The organism is Acinetobacter sp. SFA, assembly GCF_001647535.1.
GTDB classification, from domain to species: Bacteria; Pseudomonadota; Gammaproteobacteria; order Pseudomonadales; family Moraxellaceae; genus Acinetobacter; species Acinetobacter pecorum.
In genome coordinates this window covers 174,206-190,150 of sequence record NZ_LSZI01000016.1, presented here as the reverse complement: position 1 = coordinate 190,150, position 15,945 = coordinate 174,206, and the positions used below count along the sequence as shown (strand labels likewise).

At 45.2% G+C, this 15,945-nt stretch carries 18 protein-coding genes; 15 read left to right on the top strand and 3 right to left on the bottom strand.

The window, feature by feature from the left end:
* The first annotated feature begins 165 nt into the window (after window positions 1–165).
* The 5 genes from leuA (at window position 166) to rdgB (ending at window position 5,047) form a co-directional block, all read left to right on the top strand.
* Entirely contained in the window at window positions 166–1,863 is a 1,698-nt protein-coding gene (gene leuA, locus AY607_RS07710) for a 2-isopropylmalate synthase (RefSeq protein ID WP_064102252.1), read from the top strand.
* 112 nt (window positions 1,864–1,975) lie between these two features.
* On the top strand, window positions 1,976–3,136 hold the full coding sequence (metX, locus tag AY607_RS07705; RefSeq protein ID WP_064094823.1) for a homoserine O-succinyltransferase MetX: 1,161 nt from the start codon (window positions 1,976–1,978) through the stop codon (window positions 3,134–3,136).
* Entirely contained in the window at window positions 3,136–3,729 is a 594-nt protein-coding gene (metW, locus tag AY607_RS07700; protein WP_004278415.1) for a methionine biosynthesis protein MetW, read from the top strand. The genes metX and metW overlap by 1 nt, the downstream gene beginning before the upstream one ends.
* Window positions 3,726–4,316: a tetratricopeptide repeat protein gene (locus AY607_RS07695; RefSeq protein WP_064094824.1), complete on the top strand. Its 591-nt coding sequence runs from the start codon at window positions 3,726–3,728 to the stop codon at window positions 4,314–4,316. The genes metW and AY607_RS07695 overlap by 4 nt, the downstream gene beginning before the upstream one ends.
* 104 nt (window positions 4,317–4,420) lie before the next feature.
* On the top strand, window positions 4,421–5,047 hold the full coding sequence (gene rdgB / locus AY607_RS07690; RefSeq protein WP_064094825.1) for an RdgB/HAM1 family non-canonical purine NTP pyrophosphatase: 627 nt from the start codon (window positions 4,421–4,423) through the stop codon (window positions 5,045–5,047).
* 213 nt (window positions 5,048–5,260) lie between these two features.
* On the opposite strand, the gene AY607_RS07685 is transcribed toward rdgB, so the two are convergent.
* Window positions 5,261–6,142, bottom strand: coding sequence for a hypothetical protein (locus AY607_RS07685; protein ID WP_064094826.1), 882 nt, complete (start codon window positions 6,140–6,142; stop codon window positions 5,261–5,263).
* Between the two features lie 186 nt (window positions 6,143–6,328).
* Here AY607_RS07685 and tatA point away from each other — a divergent pair, with 186 nt between their 5' ends.
* The 4 genes from tatA to AY607_RS07665 all read left to right on the top strand — a co-directional run bounded on the left by tatA (window position 6,329) and on the right by AY607_RS07665 (window position 10,179).
* Window positions 6,329–6,547 (top strand): Sec-independent protein translocase subunit TatA, encoded by a 219-nt coding sequence (gene tatA / locus AY607_RS07680; protein WP_064094827.1) that lies wholly within the window; start codon window positions 6,329–6,331, stop codon window positions 6,545–6,547.
* Between the two features lie 9 nt (window positions 6,548–6,556).
* A complete protein-coding gene (tatB, locus tag AY607_RS07675; RefSeq protein WP_064102251.1) occupies window positions 6,557–6,970 on the top strand; it encodes a Sec-independent protein translocase protein TatB in 414 nt (137 codons plus the stop codon).
* A complete protein-coding gene (gene tatC / locus AY607_RS07670; protein WP_064102250.1) occupies window positions 6,967–7,743 on the top strand; it encodes a twin-arginine translocase subunit TatC in 777 nt (258 codons plus the stop codon). Before tatB ends, tatC begins: the two co-directional genes overlap by 4 nt.
* Window positions 7,744–7,938: 195 nt before the next feature.
* A complete protein-coding gene (locus AY607_RS07665) occupies window positions 7,939–10,179 on the top strand; it encodes a PhoX family protein (RefSeq protein WP_064102249.1) in 2,241 nt (746 codons plus the stop codon).
* 53 nt (window positions 10,180–10,232) lie between these two features.
* On the opposite strand, the gene AY607_RS07660 is transcribed toward AY607_RS07665, so the two are convergent.
* Window positions 10,233–11,012, bottom strand: coding sequence for an NRDE family protein (locus AY607_RS07660; RefSeq protein WP_064102248.1), 780 nt, complete (start codon window positions 11,010–11,012; stop codon window positions 10,233–10,235).
* Between the two features lie 93 nt (window positions 11,013–11,105).
* Here AY607_RS07660 and lgt point away from each other — a divergent pair, with 93 nt between their 5' ends.
* The 3 genes from lgt (at window position 11,106) to AY607_RS07645 (ending at window position 12,779) form a co-directional block, all read left to right on the top strand.
* Complete coding sequence (gene lgt, locus AY607_RS07655) at window positions 11,106–11,915, top strand: prolipoprotein diacylglyceryl transferase (protein WP_064094832.1); 810 nt, start codon at window positions 11,106–11,108, stop codon at window positions 11,913–11,915.
* 92 nt (window positions 11,916–12,007) lie between these two features.
* The gene (locus AY607_RS07650) at window positions 12,008–12,400 is read left to right on the top strand and encodes a hypothetical protein (RefSeq protein ID WP_064102247.1); all 393 of its coding nucleotides are present in this window, start codon (window positions 12,008–12,010) and stop codon (window positions 12,398–12,400) included.
* A complete protein-coding gene (locus tag AY607_RS07645; RefSeq protein WP_064102246.1) occupies window positions 12,393–12,779 on the top strand; it encodes a hypothetical protein in 387 nt (128 codons plus the stop codon). The genes AY607_RS07650 and AY607_RS07645 overlap by 8 nt, the downstream gene beginning before the upstream one ends.
* A gap of 15 nt (window positions 12,780–12,794) precedes the next feature.
* Here AY607_RS07645 and AY607_RS07640 read toward each other — a convergent pair whose 3' ends face one another.
* A complete protein-coding gene (locus tag AY607_RS07640) occupies window positions 12,795–13,307 on the bottom strand; it encodes a CHAP domain-containing protein (protein WP_064102245.1) in 513 nt (170 codons plus the stop codon).
* Between the two features lie 409 nt (window positions 13,308–13,716).
* Here AY607_RS07640 and AY607_RS07635 point away from each other — a divergent pair, with 409 nt between their 5' ends.
* The 3 genes from AY607_RS07635 (at window position 13,717) to AY607_RS07625 (ending at window position 15,942) form a co-directional block, all read left to right on the top strand.
* A complete protein-coding gene (locus AY607_RS07635; protein WP_064102244.1) occupies window positions 13,717–14,208 on the top strand; it encodes a lipocalin family protein in 492 nt (163 codons plus the stop codon).
* 180 nt (window positions 14,209–14,388) lie between these two features.
* A complete protein-coding gene (thyA, locus tag AY607_RS07630; RefSeq protein WP_064102243.1) occupies window positions 14,389–15,231 on the top strand; it encodes a thymidylate synthase in 843 nt (280 codons plus the stop codon).
* A gap of 198 nt (window positions 15,232–15,429) precedes the next feature.
* Window positions 15,430–15,942 carry a dihydrofolate reductase gene (locus AY607_RS07625; RefSeq protein WP_064102242.1) on the top strand — a complete coding sequence of 171 codons (513 nt, stop codon included), beginning with the start codon at window positions 15,430–15,432 and terminating at the stop codon, window positions 15,940–15,942.
* Window positions 15,943–15,945 lie beyond the last annotated feature (3 nt).

Genomic DNA, 15,945 nt, shown 5'->3' with positions numbered 1-15,945 from the left:
GCAGGTTTTGTGGTTAAAACTAAATTTCACATATTTCGGAAGTTTTTTAGTTTTAATCCTGGTTCCAACCTGCATGAAAATGATTATAGACAAAATCTATTCCGCAACCTTTGCCAGTGCTTCAACCAAACACAGGCTGTATCAGGTTACACAAGGAGCTCTCTCATGATGTTGGCTGATCCAAGTAAAAAATACCGTCGCATGTATCAACGTGTGGACTTACCAGACCGTCAATGGCCGAACAACGAAATCAATAAAGCGCCAATCTGGATGAGTACCGACCTGCGTGACGGTAACCAAGCGATCTTTGAGCCAATGAACATGGAGCAGAAATTCAAGATGTTCCAGATGCTGGTAAAAATCGGTTTCAAGCACATTGAAATCGGCTTTCCATCAGCTTCGCAAATTGACTTCGATTTCACCCGTAAATTGATTGAAGAAGGTCATATTCCGGATGACGTTTATATCGAGGTATTGGTTCAGGCACGTGATCACTTGATTCAACGTACCTTTGAATCTTTACAAGGTGCGAAACGTGCCATTGTGCATATCTATAATTCCAACTCGCCGACATTCCGCAACAAAGTCTTGAATGTTGATGTAGAAGGTGCAAAACAGCTTGCCATTAATGCTGCACAAAAAGTGAAAGAATACGCTGCAAAACAGCCGGAAACTGAATTTATCTTCCAGTACAGCCCGGAATGTTTTACGGCAACCGAATTAGAAGTCGCGAAAGATGTCTGCGATGCAGTCACTGAAATCTGGGAAGCATCGCCAGAGAATAAAGTGATCTTAAACTTGCCTGCAACGGTAGAAGTTTCAGGTCCACACATCTATGCCGATCAAATCGAATGGATGCACCGTAACATTCAGCGTCGTGACGGCGTGATTATTTCAGTTCACTGTCACAATGACCGTGGTTGTGGCATTGCCGCTTCAGAATTGGCGATTATGGCCGGTGCTGACCGGGTTGAAGGCTGCGTATTTGGGAATGGTGAACGTACCGGTAACGTTGACGTGGCTGCGATTGCCTTGAACATGTACACCCAAGGTGTAGCACCGAATTTGGATTTCTCCAACATCAATGAAATCATTGCGACTGTGGAAGAATGTACCGGTTTACCTGTGCACCCGCGTCATCCATATGCCGGCGATTTGGTCTTCACTGCATTCTCGGGTTCGCATCAGGATGCGATCAAAAAAGGTTTCGAGTTCCAGAAAAACGAAGAAATCTGGGATATGCCGTATTTGCCAATCGACCCGAAAGATTTGGGCCGTGATTATGACGCCGTAATCCGTGTGAATTCACAATCAGGTAAAGGTGGTATTGCCTACTTGTTAGAATCGAACTACAACGTGATCTTGCCGCGTCGTTTACAGATTGAATTCTCTCAGATCGTACAAAAACGTACCGATGAACAAGGCACTGAAATCAGCGCGACCGAAATCTGGAAGTTATTCAAGGAAACCTATGTGAATGCTAAAAACGTTCACTATTCTGCGAAAAACTACAAATTGTCAGATGATAACGGCAATCAGGTGATTGAGCTTGACCTTGAAATTGACGGTCAGTCCCGTCGTATCCGCGGTGAAGGCAATGGTCCAATTTCTGCAATTCTGGATGCACTTCAGTTGCCAATTGATGTCGTAAACTATGAAGAGCGCAGCATCAGTTCAGGTGCCCATGCCAAAGCATTGGCCTTGATCGAACTTCAAGTGAAAGGTACCGGTAAATCTGCCTTTGGTGCAGGGGTACATGACAACATCGTGACCTCTTCCATCGAAGCGATTATCGCATGTACCAACCGTCTGATTGATCAGGGTGTGTTAAGCACTGATCAGGTGATTGCTGCTGCCGTCTAAACACGGTATTAGAATTAGCAATAATCCATAGCATTAAAAAGACTTTAGAAGGATACCTGCAAATGGTATCCTTTTATTATTCATACTCAAGATTTTAAGGCGAATCCCTCCCGTGTCTTTTCCAGCTGACTCAGTGGGCATTGTTGTCCCACAAAAGTTCCAATTTGAAGAGCCGTTAGAGCTTGAATGCGGTCGCATCCTTCCCCGTTTTGAACTGATGGTTGAAACTTACGGCGAACTCAATGCCGATAAGTCCAATGCTATTTTGATCTGCCATGCGCTTTCCGGGCATCACCATGCTGCAGGCTATCATCATGAAGATGATAAAAAACCCGGCTGGTGGGATTCATGTATTGGCCCCGGCAAAGCCATTGATACGTCAAAATTCTTTGTGGTTTCACTGAATAATATTGGTGGCTGTAATGGCTCTACCGGCCCGACCTCACCCAATCCTGAACATGACAACCGTCCTTATGGCCCTGATTTTCCATTAGTTACGGTCCGCGACTGGGTCAAAACCCAAGCCCTGCTCTCTGACCGTTTAGGGATTGATACCTGGGATGCCATCATTGGCGGTTCACTGGGTGGCATGCAGGCATTGCAATGGTCAGTGGATTATCCAAACCGTTTAAGAAAATGCGTGATCATTGCCAGCGCTCCAAAGCTTTCTGCACAGAATATTGCCTTTAACGAAGTGGCACGTCAGTCGATTTTGTCAGACCCGGATTTCCATAATGGTCGTTATCTGGAAAATGACAGCTATCCAAAACGTGGCCTGATTCTGGCGCGTATGGTGGGCCATATTACTTACCTGTCCGAAGAGGCCATGAAGCAGAAGTTTGGCCGCGATTTGAAATCAGGCAAATTTATGTATGGTTTTGACGTTGAATTTCAGGTCGAAAGCTATTTGCGTTATCAGGGCGAACAGTTCAGCCGTAACTTCGATGCCAATACCTATCTGATTATGACCAAGGCACTGGATTACTTTGATCCGTCGCGTGAATATGAACAGTCGCTCAAAAAAGCCATGGCCAATACCCAGTGCAAATTCCTGGTGGTGTCATTCACCACTGACTGGCGTTTTACCCCTGCCCGCTCACAGGAAATCGTGGATGCCTTGATCAGCAATCACAAACCTGTCAGCTATCTGGATATTGATGCGGAACAAGGCCATGACTCCTTCCTGTTCCCGATTCCGCTCTATGTAAAATCTTTGCGTGCATTTCTCGGGGGTGAAGAACACCTGAAAGCAACACCGAAGGAGACCATATAATGCGTATCGATCAACAACTCGCTGAAAAGTGGATCAAGCCGGGTTCTAGCGTACTTGACCTCGGTTGTGGTGACGGTGAACTGCTGGCACAAATGAGCAAAAAGCACGATATTCGTGCATACGGATTAGAAATTGATCAGGAAAAGATTGCAATTGCAGTCAGTCGCGGGTTAAATATCATCCAGCAAGACTTAAACCTCGGCTTAAGCCGCTTTGCTGACCAGTCTTTTGACAATGTGGTCATGGCACAAGCTTTGCAAGCTGTAGATGCGCCTGACGTATTATTACGTGATATGGTGCGTGTGGGGAAACAGGCCATTATTACCTTCCCGAACTTTGCGCATTGGAAGACCCGTTCTTTCTTGGCAATCAAAGGGAGAATGCCGGTTTCTGAAGCCTTGCCGTATATGTGGTATAACACCCCGAATATCCACTTATGTACATTTCGTGATTTTGAAGCACTTTGTGCGGAAAATAATATCAAAATTATTAATCGACTCGCTGTGAACGGGAATCAAGAAGATAGTTTGCTGAGCAAGCATCTCCCTAATCTATTTGGTGAAGTCGCAATTTATCGAGTGAGCGCGCTATGAAAAAATTATTATTAAGTACGACGCTACTGGCGGGACTTTTTGGCATGCAAGCCCATGCAGATTATGTTGCACCTAGTCCATCTGTTGCCAGTCAGGCGGCTCAGTATTCCATCATGGATATCAACAGTCTGACCAAAGCAGCGAAAGCTGGTCAGGCCGGTGCACAGTTTTATCTGGCTACCAAATACCAGTATGGTAAAGACATTCAAAAAGATGAACGACAGGCCTTTGCCTGGTATAAAGCTGCTGCGGATCAAGGTCTGGCAGTTGCACAGCTGAATGTTGGCCGTATGCTGGCCGATGGCATTGGCACCAGAAAAGATGAAGTGCTGGCGCGTCAGTATTTTGAAAAAGCGGCTAGCCGTGGCGATAACCGTGCCAGCTTTAACCTGGCAATGATGGAAGAGAAAAAGAAAAACTATATGGGCGCTTACCAGTGGTATGAACTGTCTACCCGTGATGGCATGCTCGACAATAAGGTGATTACGCTGTCGGAAGGCAGAAAAACTGCCTTGGCAGCGAATTTAACCCAAGAGCAGATCCGTCAGGCACGTGACCGTGCCGACAGATGGATTCAGGCACAATAAGCTGAATGGTATAAATAGCACCTTCGGGTGCTTTTTTATTGCCGCAAATTCTTCATCCATTGCTAAAATAGCACCCATTCTTTATCTAATAATGAGTTTTTGACATGGCTGCAACTGACTGGTTATCCCAAGGTACACTGGTATTGGCGAGTAATAACAAAGGTAAAATTGCCGAGTTTGAAAAACTGTTTGCCGAGCTACAACTGCCGGTTGAAGTCGTAGCTCAAGGCAAGTTGAATATCGAAGATGCGATCGAAGATGGTCTAAGCTTTGTCGAAAATGCGATTATCAAGGCACGTCATGCCGCTAAAATTTCCGGAAAACCTGCTATTGCAGATGATTCAGGCATTTGTGTGCCAGTTCTTGGAGGCGCTCCCGGCATTTATTCGGCTCGTTATGCCGGTGAGCATGGCAACGATGCCGCCAATAATGAAAAACTGCTGGCCGATCTCAAACCCTTACGCCAAGAGGGTGAAGCAATTGAGGGTATGTTTGTTTGTGTACTGGCACTGGTCCAACATGCCGAAGATCCGTTACCGCAAGTCTTTCAGGGTATCTGGCACGGGGAAATTCTGGAAGCTGCACGTGGTGAAAATGGTTTTGGCTATGACCCCTTGTTCTGGTTACCGGAACTGGGGATTTCCAGTGCAGAAATGAGCAAGGAAGAAAAGAATAAAATTAGTCATCGTGGTCAGGCGATGCAGTTGTTTAAAGCGAGTTTGGCGAAATAAGTTTTCCATATTTTTCCCCTCTCCTTCTAGGAGATGAGCAGCACTGCTGCGCAAGGGGGAGGTAATTATAAAAATATCACTCACCCTTAGGAAAATAGAAAAAACACTCCCTCTCTTTAAAAAGAGAGGTTGGGAGGGATTCTACCCTCACCCCGACCCTCTCCCATAGGGCAGAGGGAGATTTCTAAATCCCCTTTTGCAAAGGGTGAACTTTTATAGATGAGGCATCAATACATGCACCACTGCCCCATATAAGGCAATCAAGATCACGCTGGCCAAAGTTCCCGAAGCAATATATTTGGCGGAATGGCCTGTTCCCTGATAATGGGTTTCCAGCGCCACAATATTGGCTGCAGGCGGCAATAAAAAGAACATCAGCATTACCGCATAAGTCAGCGTCTGCTGCGGAATAGGTAAATAATAATAAGCTGCGCCACACAGCAAAACTGCAAACAGCCCTCTATAAAAAATCATTTGCAGACTACGCATTAAATCGAAGCGGCTGATCCGCACATTACTCAGCCACATTCCCAGCACACACATGCCGCTAAAAGTCACCAGCACTTTATTGGCCTGATACAGTATCTCTATCCAAGGCACTTGCTGCCAGTGACTCAAATCCCAAAATGACAATAAAGCTGCCACCGAAAGTGCTACCACAGGTGGTGAGAGCAGTACATTTTTTAAAATATAGCCACTATCTTGTCTGGCTTCACTGACTGCCATTACCGCACAGACATTGCCAAACAAGGAACCACCGATGTACAGGGCCACCACGGTACTGGTCGCTTGCGGGCCAAAAACTGCCAGTGCAAAAGGAATCCCCAGCCATGCCCCGTTTAAATAGCTCAAACATAAAGCACGCAGTTTATTTTTTAGGGTGAAATAAAACAAGGCAAAGAATACGCAGGAACAGAAAAAGCTGAAGGCTATCAGCCACAAACTGCCCTCTTGGTAAAACACCATGTTATAGATAATCAGTACTGGAATCAGTACTCGGGCCAATAAAGCAGCCAAAAAAGGTCGAATCGGTTTTAAATATTGCACCCCCCAATAACCAGTCAGAAAAGACAGGAGGGGAAGAATCAAGGCCATGACAATGCTGCTGAGATTTCCATATCAGGCTGTATGCTAGCACAGTATATTTTTCATTGAATTATGAAATTTTTTATATGAGTGATTCATTCCCCTACTGCCGTGTCGGCAAACTGTCATCAAAGCGTCACTCCACTGTCATACAAGCCTGCTGAGATAGGTGCATGAAATATAGAGGATAAACTAATGGCAGGATTATCAATTTGGCATGTGCTGATTTTTGCAATTGTGGTGATTTTATTATTTGGCACATCCAAACTTAAAAATCTGGGTAAAGACGTGGGCGGCGCGATTAAAGACTTTAAAAAATCAGTCAAGGATGAAGAGGCTGAACAGGCCAAGCTTGCAGAGCCACGTACCATTGATGCCCAGGTCAAAACCTCTGAACATTCGGCTAAAAGTTAAGAGTTCGCTATGCTCAATATTGGAATGACCGAGCTGCTGATTTTCGGAATTATTGCGCTTTTGGTTCTTGGGCCAGATAAGCTTCCTGAAGCAGTACGTTTTGTCGGAACATGGTATGGCAAGATCAAGCGTATGGTGAGCAATGTTCAGAATGATCTTGATCGTGAATTACGCCTGTCCGAATTGCGTGAACAGATGCAAGCTGAAATGCAACGGATTCAGGAGCTGGAAGCCAGGATGCAGGCACAAATGGCAGATTTACAGCAGCCGATTGCAGCTGATCAACTAAAAATAAAACCTCAGCCTGCTCAACCCTTGCTTAGCTATAAGCCGGTGCAACAGCCCGTATCCTTCGTGTATTTACCTCAAACTCAAAACGTAATGTCTAAACCTTGCTATACAGATATAAAGGTGGCCGTATGACAACCTTGCCAACCACACCAGCCTCCAATGATGCTGCAGCGCTGAACCTGGAACAGATGCCAATCACCCAGCATTTGGTGGTATTAAGAAAGCATCTTTTTAAAGTAGTGGTGATCCTGATTGGCCTGTTTTTCTGTCTACTACCCTTTGCCAATCAGACTTATCAAAGGCTGTCTGAGCCACTGCGGGCACAATTACCCGCCAGCTCGACCATGATTGCCACAGATGTCACCGCAACCTTCATGGCCCCGTTTAAGCTGAACTTCTTTGTCACGCTGATGATCGCGATGCCGTTTATTTTGTATCAGCTCTGGAGCTTTATTAAGCCTGCACTGTATGTCAGGGAAAAGAGTCTGGCCTTGCCGCTTTTGGTCGGCAGTATCGTGCTTTTTTATACCGGCATCAGCTTCGCCTATTTTGTGGCATTACCTTCGATACTGCATTTTTTTATCAGTGTTTCGCCGGAAACTGTGGCCCCGATGACCGATATCAACAGTTATCTCAGCTTCTGTTTAAAGCTGTTTCTGGTGTTTGGTTTTACCTTTGAAATCCCCATTATTACCCTGGTTCTGATCCTGATTGGCGCAGTTTCAACACAGACGCTGATCGAGAAACGGCGCTTTATTATTGTGGGCTGCTTCTTTGTGGCAATATTCGTCACACCTCCAGATGCCCTGTCGATGATTATGCTGGCTGTTCCCATGTGGCTACTGTTTGAACTGGGTTTACTGGCAGGAAAACTGATCGAAAAACGTCGTTTAAAGACTGAATAATAACAACCCGCCAAAACAAGAACTCATCTATCTGTTCAGGCAGCCTCGGCTGTCTTTTTATTTTATATAATTAATAAAACACTGATTTATTTAATTTTAATGTCATATTTTCTTAAGATTACTGTCACATCCCAAGCTTAAGGTATTGAAAACTTCTACACCACCAAGCACTTACTTTTTAATTGGGACTTTAAAATGAAAAACGAAGACATGATACCTTGCCAGGATCTGATTGAAGACAGTAATAATTCCAACAATACCCACTTCCAAACGATCCTGAATCAACACATGAACCGCCGTAGCTTTATTGCAAAAACAGGCAGTGGTGCCATGGCATTGGCATTTGCTGCGTCGGTCAGTGGCTGTTCAGATGACAATGACGATGATAATTCTGCACCAGAAACACCACCAGCCAATGAAAAACCAGTAGATCAGCACGCCTGGAGCGATCTGGCGCAACGTCCAAGCAAGTTGGCGTTTGAGGCGGTCAAGAAAAACACCCAGAACTTTTTTACGGTGCCAGAAGGCTATGAGTTAAATGTACTCTATGCCGTCGGCGATCCAATCAATAGCAGTGTGCCAGAAAAATTGGATACAGAGCTTCCATCAGGTGCTTCTTATCAGTTCCGTGCCGGGGACAACCATGACGGCATGTCCTTCTTCGGTATGGATCCACAGAAGAAAAATTATGCTGCAAAACAGTCACACCAAGGTTTGTTGGTGCTGAACCATGAGTATCTGCAACAATCGCAGTTACACACGCCAGGCGGTACGATTACGGTAGATGGTAAACGACCTGAAGACCAGATTTTACGTGAAGTAAATGCACACGGGGTATCAGTGGTCGAAATCCAGAAAGACCCAAACACTCAGGCCGTCAAAATCAACCTGAACTCGCCATTTAACCGCCGTATTACCGCTGCCACTGAAATGGAATTACGTGGTCCGGCACGCGGTTCAGACCTGATGAAAACCCGTTTTTCGCCTGCAGGCACCCTGACGCGCGGTACCTTTGCCAACTGTGGTAATGGTTATACCCCGTGGGGAACTTATCTGACTGCGGAAGAAAACTGGAGCGGCTATTTCTCCCGTGACGAAGGCGATGTACGTACAGATGCCGAGCAAGTTGCTTTGTCGCGTTATGGTCGTGGCGGTCCGGCAACCAGCCAGTATCGCTGGGATAAAACCGATGCTGAACTGACAGGTGAGCGCGATCTGTATGACCGCTGGAATATTACTGCACAGGCGGATGGCAGTGCCCTTACTGACTACCGTAATGCCATGAATACCTGTGGTTTTATTGTTGAAATTGATCCGTTCAGTGCCAGTGCCCGTCCGGTAAAGCGTACTGCACTGGGTCGTTTTGCCCATGAAGATTGCCGTTGCAGTAATCCTGTACCCGGTCAGCCGCTCGCATTCTATATGGGTGATGATGCAACCGGTGAATATATCTACAAATTTGTATCGGATGCAAAATGGGATCCTAAAGACGTCAACGGCGGTTATGCAGCCGGTGATAAATATATGGATCAAGGTACCTTATATGTCGCCCAGTTCAAGGAGGATGGTACCGGCCAGTGGTTAGAACTCAGCCATGGTAAAAATGGCCTGGATGCATCAAATCCGGTGTATCCATTTAAAGACCAGGCAGATATTGTCGTGCATGCACGTCTGGCGGCCGACTATATTCAAGCCACTAAAATGGACCGTCCGGAATGGGTAGCAGTAAACCCGGAAAATGGCGAAGTCTATGTAACGCTTACCAACAACGGTAACCGTGGGCGTGCTTATCCAACTGATGCAGCCAATCCGCGTAGCTATATTGACTTCAAGGGTTCAAGTGCCAGTAATTCAGGCAATATGAATGGTCATATCATCCGTTTTAGTGAAACTGAGAATACAGTCAATGCTACTGCATTTGCGTGGGATATCTTCCTGTTCGGTGCAGAAGCGCGTGCTGCATCCAACATCAACCTGTCAGGTCTGGATGATTTAAATGACTTCTCCAGCCCGGATGGCATGTGGTTCGATCCGCGCGGAATTCTGTGGATTCAGACCGATGATGGTCAGTATACCGATGAAACCAACTGTATGATGCTGGCAGCACTGCCAGGTAAAGTAGGTGATGGAACCAAAGCGCTTGCTGCCAGCACCAAGGCAGAAGGACAAGCAACCTTTGTCGGTGCCAAGCTGAAGAATGATCGGGTTCGCCGTTTCCTCACTGGCCCATCAGGCTGTGAAATTACCGGTGTGACCATTACCCCGGACTACAAGGCGATTTTCGTAAACGTTCAGCATCCAGGGGGTGCATGGCCAGCCAACCAAAGCGAGCGTTATAGCCGTTTAGGCAAAGTGCCTCGCTCTGCGACTGTGGTGATTACCCGTAAAGATGGCGGTGCTATTGCGGGTGAAGCTTTGGAGCAAGCGACAGCATAAACAGTGGTTGTGAAAAAATGCCGGCAGATGTCGGCATTTTTTATATCTGGCACTTATTTTAGTTTGATTATTTTTTCAATAATTTGGCCTGCGGTCGCACCTTGTTGTGACTTTTCGATCCAGTGCCATTGTCCCTGCTGCATTCTCAAAAAATTGGAGCAACGGGTACCATAGGCCGGACTCTGGATAAAAGTCGAAGACAGCAGTTGTTCCATTTCCACCGAGATACCGGTATCTGGCAGCAGCTCCGGAATCACCTTGCGTTCATCTTCCAGAATATCCCAGACTGCATGACACAGTTCCGCTTCTGCAATCTTTTGTTGTTGCAGCATCGGTAATAGTTCCTGGGTAAAGCGTTTCCGCAAATGCCGGGTCTTGTACCAGTCTTCACTCATCAATCCGTTTGAAACGACATAGACCCCATGGGCCAGTACGTGCGGTGCTTCACCGCGATTGCTCATATATACAGCCTGATCCCGATCGCCAATAAACAGGTTAAAGCCGGCATAGTCACACTGTCTCTGTTCCAGATCTTGTGCGAAACGAATCGGAGTTAAGTCAGAATTTAAAAAGTCTTGAATAATATGTCCACGTGAAGTTGGATAGTGTTTTTTGTCCTGTCCGTCGCGGAAATTGGTGATCACCGCCCATCTTCCTGAAGCCGTAATGCCTATCCAGGTACCACCAGACTGTAAATCTTGTCCAGCAATAATCGGACTATTTTCCCATTCATATAAGCCATGCGTGGGACGTTGATAAAACTCGTCACGATTTGAAATCAGACATACTGGGGTCTGATCCAGAACCTGCCAAGCCAGTGCCACAATACACATAATTGATGCCCTCGATCTTTACACATTGAATGTACAACATTTTTCTTTGCTTTCAGCTAAAATCTGTGCAAAACAGAATCACAAGGAACAGGAATGCTCACCTATCCAAACATTGATCCCGTTGCGATTTCGCTCGGGCCTTTGCAAGTCCACTGGTATGGACTCATGTACCTCCTGGCTTTTTTATTTGCCTGGGGACTGGCAACTTATCGCGCTAAACAGCGTGGCTGGACGCCAGATATGGTCTCGGATCTGATTTTCTTTGGTGCTTTGGGTGTAATCATTGGTGGCCGTGTAGGCTATGTTTTATTCTACGGTTTTTCCCAGTTCCTGGCCGATCCTTTATGGCTATTCCAGATCTGGACTGGCGGCATGAGTTTCCATGGTGGCTTCCTCGGTGTGATTTTGGCCATGTTGTGGTGGTGCAAGAAATATAAGATGACCTGGTTCCAGACCCTGGATTTTATCGCACCTTGCGTGCCGACAGGGCTGATGTTTGGCCGGATTGGCAATTTTATTGGCGGTGAACTGTATGGCCGTCAGGTAACCGATCCAAACTTTGCCTGGGGTATGATTTTTCCGACCGATCCACTGCAACTGGTGCGTCATCCATCTCAACTCTATCAGGCATTGTGTGAAGGTCTGATCCTGTTTATTGTGCTGTGGTGGTTTAGTTCCAAGCCGCGTCCGCGTATGGCAGTTTCGGCATTGTTCCTGATCGGTTACGGTCTGGCACGTTTTGTGGTCGAGTTCTTCCGTGAGCCGGACAATGGCCAGCTGTTTATTGGCTGGATGAGCAAAGGACAATTCCTGAGCCTGCCAATGATCCTGATTGGCTTGTGGATGATGTGGTATGCCTACCAGAAGAAAATTTATGACTGGGGCCCACAAAAAAATAGCTAAGAAAAGAGCTGAATTTAGCGAGGCAGAGGCCTCGCTTTTTTATATCCAAAATATGCTAAAGTGCCGATTATCTCTTCTATTCTTTCATTATTATGCTTGAGTTCTGGTTTAATCCGCAGGTATCTATTCTCAAAAAACTGTTGATCTTTATTGTGATTGCCATGGCAGCTGCAGGCTTGTACTGGATGGAGCCGCTGCCCTTAGATGCGATTCTGATGTTTATCGGTACCGGCATTGTTTTTCTGATTTGCCGTTACTGTAAAATCCACTTTGCCAGTAAAAATCTGACTGGCTTGCTGTATAGACTCCTGACCTGGATTCCAATTGCCTTATTGCTTGCTTTAATTTTTATGAACATGCAGCAGGGTGAAATCCTGATTCCAGGCGCGCAGGGTATTGCCTTTATGGCTCTGGCGATTTGCCTGTTTTCTCCCCTGTCCCTGCTCAATCAGAACAAATCAGATTCGGGTTCACCCCATGCTTGAGTTCTGGTATTCGGAACGCTGTACCCGTCAAATCAAGCTGATGGTCATTATTGCGACCTGTATCTTGATTTATGCAGCATCAACTGTGGCTCAGTTAGGTTCGGTATTTGTTGGCGTGAGTTTAGCGATTGGAATTGTTGTGCATTTATTGCACCATTCCCGCCTGAAAATTTCGAAGTCCAATCCCTATGCAAATGGCTTTAACGCCTTGAGCCGGGTCATTCCCATCATTGCCTTAATTACCCTATTCGGCTATTTGCCCGAGCAATATGCGCAATGGACAATATTTGCTTTGGGTCTGCAATGTTTTGGTTTTACCGCGATTGGACTATTTATAGTCTCAGTCTATGAAAACCGTGCGAAACGTTTCAAAGAGTGAACTTTGCACAGTTTTTTAGAAGTATGTTTCCAGACGATAGTAACTATAGGTCAGGTTTTTGGTGCGATAGATTGCATGACTATTCTGCTTGAAGTCTGATACCCAGGCAGTTCCTGAATATGCTGCAATGTGTCCATATTTATGATTTGAGGTACGATCAATAATATAGATATCACCTTTTTTAGGGCGGTCAAAAGAAGCATTAATTTTCTTATAACCCAATTGCATCAGGGTATTTCCCCAGTCTGCTGCGGCGACCGGATGATTCACGATTTTGGCACCCGAAGATTGCAGTCCGACACGAATACTGCGCGCGCATTTTTGGGTACTGGTTCGACGGGTAATACCCTGCAAATAGCTTGTGAATTTCTCGATATTGATACGATGGCCGTTGCTTGAACCTACGGCTTTATGAATAGAACCTGTTGAAGGTTTTTTGGGATTTTGTTCAGCCTGAGAACGTAATATGATGTTCGCTTGAGCAGGTGCATGTATTGCACTCATGTCCATTGGTTGATCATAAACCATGCTTTACCTTTTACTCCACGCCGTAAATATCGGCTTTCATTTGTTAACGAACGGAGAATACTAGCCGGTTAAATGTTATTTTTCACATTCAATATGTAATAAAATTTTTCTATTGTTCGTTTAATGAAACTAAACTATTATTTTTTTTCGTATTATTTTTATGAAATTTTTTATAAAAAATAAGATTTAATTTAGTTTTTTTTAATATTAATCCCGTCAAAGTAAATTATTACAATCTCAGATTTCCTTCTATATTTATTCTCTTAACTATTTATAGGCAGCATTATTGCCAATTTTACTTATCGAAAAAAAGGATAACAATTTTCTACAGGATTACATCGCTTTAAGCCTTAGCTGATGTATTAGACTGATTCAGTACAAATAATTGAAGTGAACGGAGAAGAAAAAAATGAATCAGGATTTAGCTACTGTTTCTAATTTTGATCTGGAACATTATTTAGGAACCTGGTATGAAATCGCGCGTTTGCCGATGAAGCACCAACCTGAAGACAGCACTGATATTTCTGCAGTTTATAGCCTGAATGAAGATGGTACTGTTCGGGTCCAGAATCGTTGTCTGGATGGTGCTGGAAAGCTGGATGAAGCAATTGGAGAGGCCAGTATTGTTGATGCAGAGCATGGCAAGCTGGAAGTCAGCTTCTTGCCTGAGGGTTTGCGCTGGGTACCTTTTACCAAAGGAGATTACTGGGTGCTCAAACTGGATGAACAGTATGAAACTGCTCTGGTCGGGGAGCCGCATATGAAATATCTATGGCTACTACATCGTAAACCAACGCTGGATGAAGCCACCAAACAGCAATATCTGGCCTATGCACAATCACTGGGTTATGACCTGTCTGATCTGATTCATACCGTTCATACGGGCCAACCCACCGCTTAAAAAAAATAAATTGAACCATTCAAAGGCATCTCTCAAGGATGCCTTTTTTACTGCGCTTACTCTCTGGTTGAATCAGTTTTATCGCTATGCGGAACTACTAAAAAAAATGTTATGATGAACGCAATTTTGAGTTGCTCAGTTCAAATAAAAGCAATTTTCAACAAATTTTAAGAGAGACCTATGCGCCAATATCTTGACCTTCTACAACATATCCTCGACCACGGCGGCGATAAAGGCGACCGTACCGGAACAGGGACACGCTCGGTATTTGGTCATCAGATGCGCTTTGATCTTTCTAAGGGATTTCCCCTACTCACCACCAAAAAAGTTCATTTCCGTTCTATCGTGATTGAACTGTTGTGGTTCCTGAAAGGTGATACCAATGTAAAGTATCTTCAGGACAACAAAGTCACGATCTGGGATGAATGGGCAACTGCGGAAAAGACAGCGCGTTTTGGCCGTCCTGAAGGCGAACTTGGTCCGGTATATGGTCATCAGTGGCGTAACTTTGGCGCAACCAAAAATCCAGATAGCAGCTATAAACAGGATGGTTTTGACCAGATCCAATGGCTGATCAATGAAATCAAGACCAATCCAAATTCACGTCGTCTGATTGTCTCTGGCTGGAATCCGAATGAAGCGGGTCAAGTGGCATTACCACCCTGTCATACCCTATTCCAGTTTTTTGTGCATAATGGCAAACTCTCTTGCCAGCTGTACCAGCGTAGTGCCGATGTGTTTTTGGGCGTCCCGTTTAACATTGCCAGCTATGCCCTGCTGACGCATATGATTGCGCAGGTCTGTGATCTGGACGTCGGTGATTTTGTCTGGACCGGTGGCGATACCCATTTATATGCCAACCACTTTGAACAAGCACAATTACAATTGAGTCGTGAGCCACTTGGTCTATGCCAGTTAAAATTGAACCCTGAAGTCAAAGACCTGTTCGATTTTAAATTTGAAGATATTGAAATTGTCGGTTATGAATCACATCCAGGTATCAAAGCACCTGTCGCTGTTTAATGTTCTTTATTCTAAAGTTCCCTCTCCTCCTAGGAGAGGGCTAGGGAAAGGCCTTTTACCATGCGTAACGCCTCTCCCTTGCAAAATATATTCCCAGGCCTAAAGCATGAAGGCAGTCAATATAGATTTTTAACCTTTCCTTCGTACAAGTAAAACATTACACGAAGAACTTTGGGTTTGATGAGAAGGATTCAATACATGTCATTTCAAGATTTAGAAGTTGTACACGTCGTGGCAATGGATCAGCAGCGCTGTATTGGCAAGGACAATGACCTGCCTTGGCACATCTCAGCAGATCTTAAACATTTTAAGGAAATCACCCAAGGCGGCGTGATTGTTATGGGTCGCAAAACGCTTGAATCCATGGGCCGTGCCCTGCCTAAACGTGTGAATTGGGTGATTACCCGGGATGCCGACTGGTCTTTTGAAGGCACTAAAGTTGCGCATACGATTGAGGATGCCTTGAACCAGGCTGTAGCAGATGTAAAAGCCTCGGAAAATCCGAAGTCCATTTATATTATTGGCGGCGGCGAAATATTTAAACAGACCCTGGATATCGCTGATCGTCTGGAACTCACCCATGTCGAACTGGATGTAAAAGGTCATGCCTATTACCCGGAGATTCCGGCCGAGTTTGAAAAAGTTGCATCAGAACAACATATTGATGACAAATCCGGTATTGCATTTGAGTTCGCAACATACAGAAAATAAAGC

Excerpts from the sequence above, each read along its gene's own strand:
- leuA (WP_064102252.1), top strand. The coding sequence starts at position 166 with ATGATGTTGGCTGATCCAAGTAAAAAATACCGTCGCATGTATCAACGT.
- metW (WP_004278415.1), top strand. The coding sequence starts at position 3,136 with ATGCGTATCGATCAACAACTCGCTGAAAAGTGGATCAAGCCGGGTTCT.
- AY607_RS07695 (WP_064094824.1), top strand. The coding sequence starts at position 3,726 with ATGAAAAAATTATTATTAAGTACGACGCTACTGGCGGGACTTTTTGGC.
- rdgB (WP_064094825.1), top strand. The coding sequence starts at position 4,421 with ATGGCTGCAACTGACTGGTTATCCCAAGGTACACTGGTATTGGCGAGT.
- AY607_RS07685 (WP_064094826.1), bottom strand. The coding sequence starts at position 6,142 with ATGGCCTTGATTCTTCCCCTCCTGTCTTTTCTGACTGGTTATTGGGGG.
- tatA (WP_064094827.1), top strand. The coding sequence starts at position 6,329 with ATGGCAGGATTATCAATTTGGCATGTGCTGATTTTTGCAATTGTGGTG.
- tatB (WP_064102251.1), top strand. The coding sequence starts at position 6,557 with ATGCTCAATATTGGAATGACCGAGCTGCTGATTTTCGGAATTATTGCG.
- tatC (WP_064102250.1), top strand. The coding sequence starts at position 6,967 with ATGACAACCTTGCCAACCACACCAGCCTCCAATGATGCTGCAGCGCTG.
- AY607_RS07665 (WP_064102249.1), top strand. The coding sequence starts at position 7,939 with ATGAAAAACGAAGACATGATACCTTGCCAGGATCTGATTGAAGACAGT.
- AY607_RS07660 (WP_064102248.1), bottom strand. The coding sequence starts at position 11,012 with ATGTGTATTGTGGCACTGGCTTGGCAGGTTCTGGATCAGACCCCAGTA.
- lgt (WP_064094832.1), top strand. The coding sequence starts at position 11,106 with ATGCTCACCTATCCAAACATTGATCCCGTTGCGATTTCGCTCGGGCCT.
- AY607_RS07650 (WP_064102247.1), top strand. The coding sequence starts at position 12,008 with ATGCTTGAGTTCTGGTTTAATCCGCAGGTATCTATTCTCAAAAAACTG.
- AY607_RS07645 (WP_064102246.1), top strand. The coding sequence starts at position 12,393 with ATGCTTGAGTTCTGGTATTCGGAACGCTGTACCCGTCAAATCAAGCTG.
- AY607_RS07640 (WP_064102245.1), bottom strand. The coding sequence starts at position 13,307 with ATGGTTTATGATCAACCAATGGACATGAGTGCAATACATGCACCTGCT.
- AY607_RS07635 (WP_064102244.1), top strand. The coding sequence starts at position 13,717 with ATGAATCAGGATTTAGCTACTGTTTCTAATTTTGATCTGGAACATTAT.
- thyA (WP_064102243.1), top strand. The coding sequence starts at position 14,389 with ATGCGCCAATATCTTGACCTTCTACAACATATCCTCGACCACGGCGGC.
- AY607_RS07625 (WP_064102242.1), top strand. The coding sequence starts at position 15,430 with ATGTCATTTCAAGATTTAGAAGTTGTACACGTCGTGGCAATGGATCAG.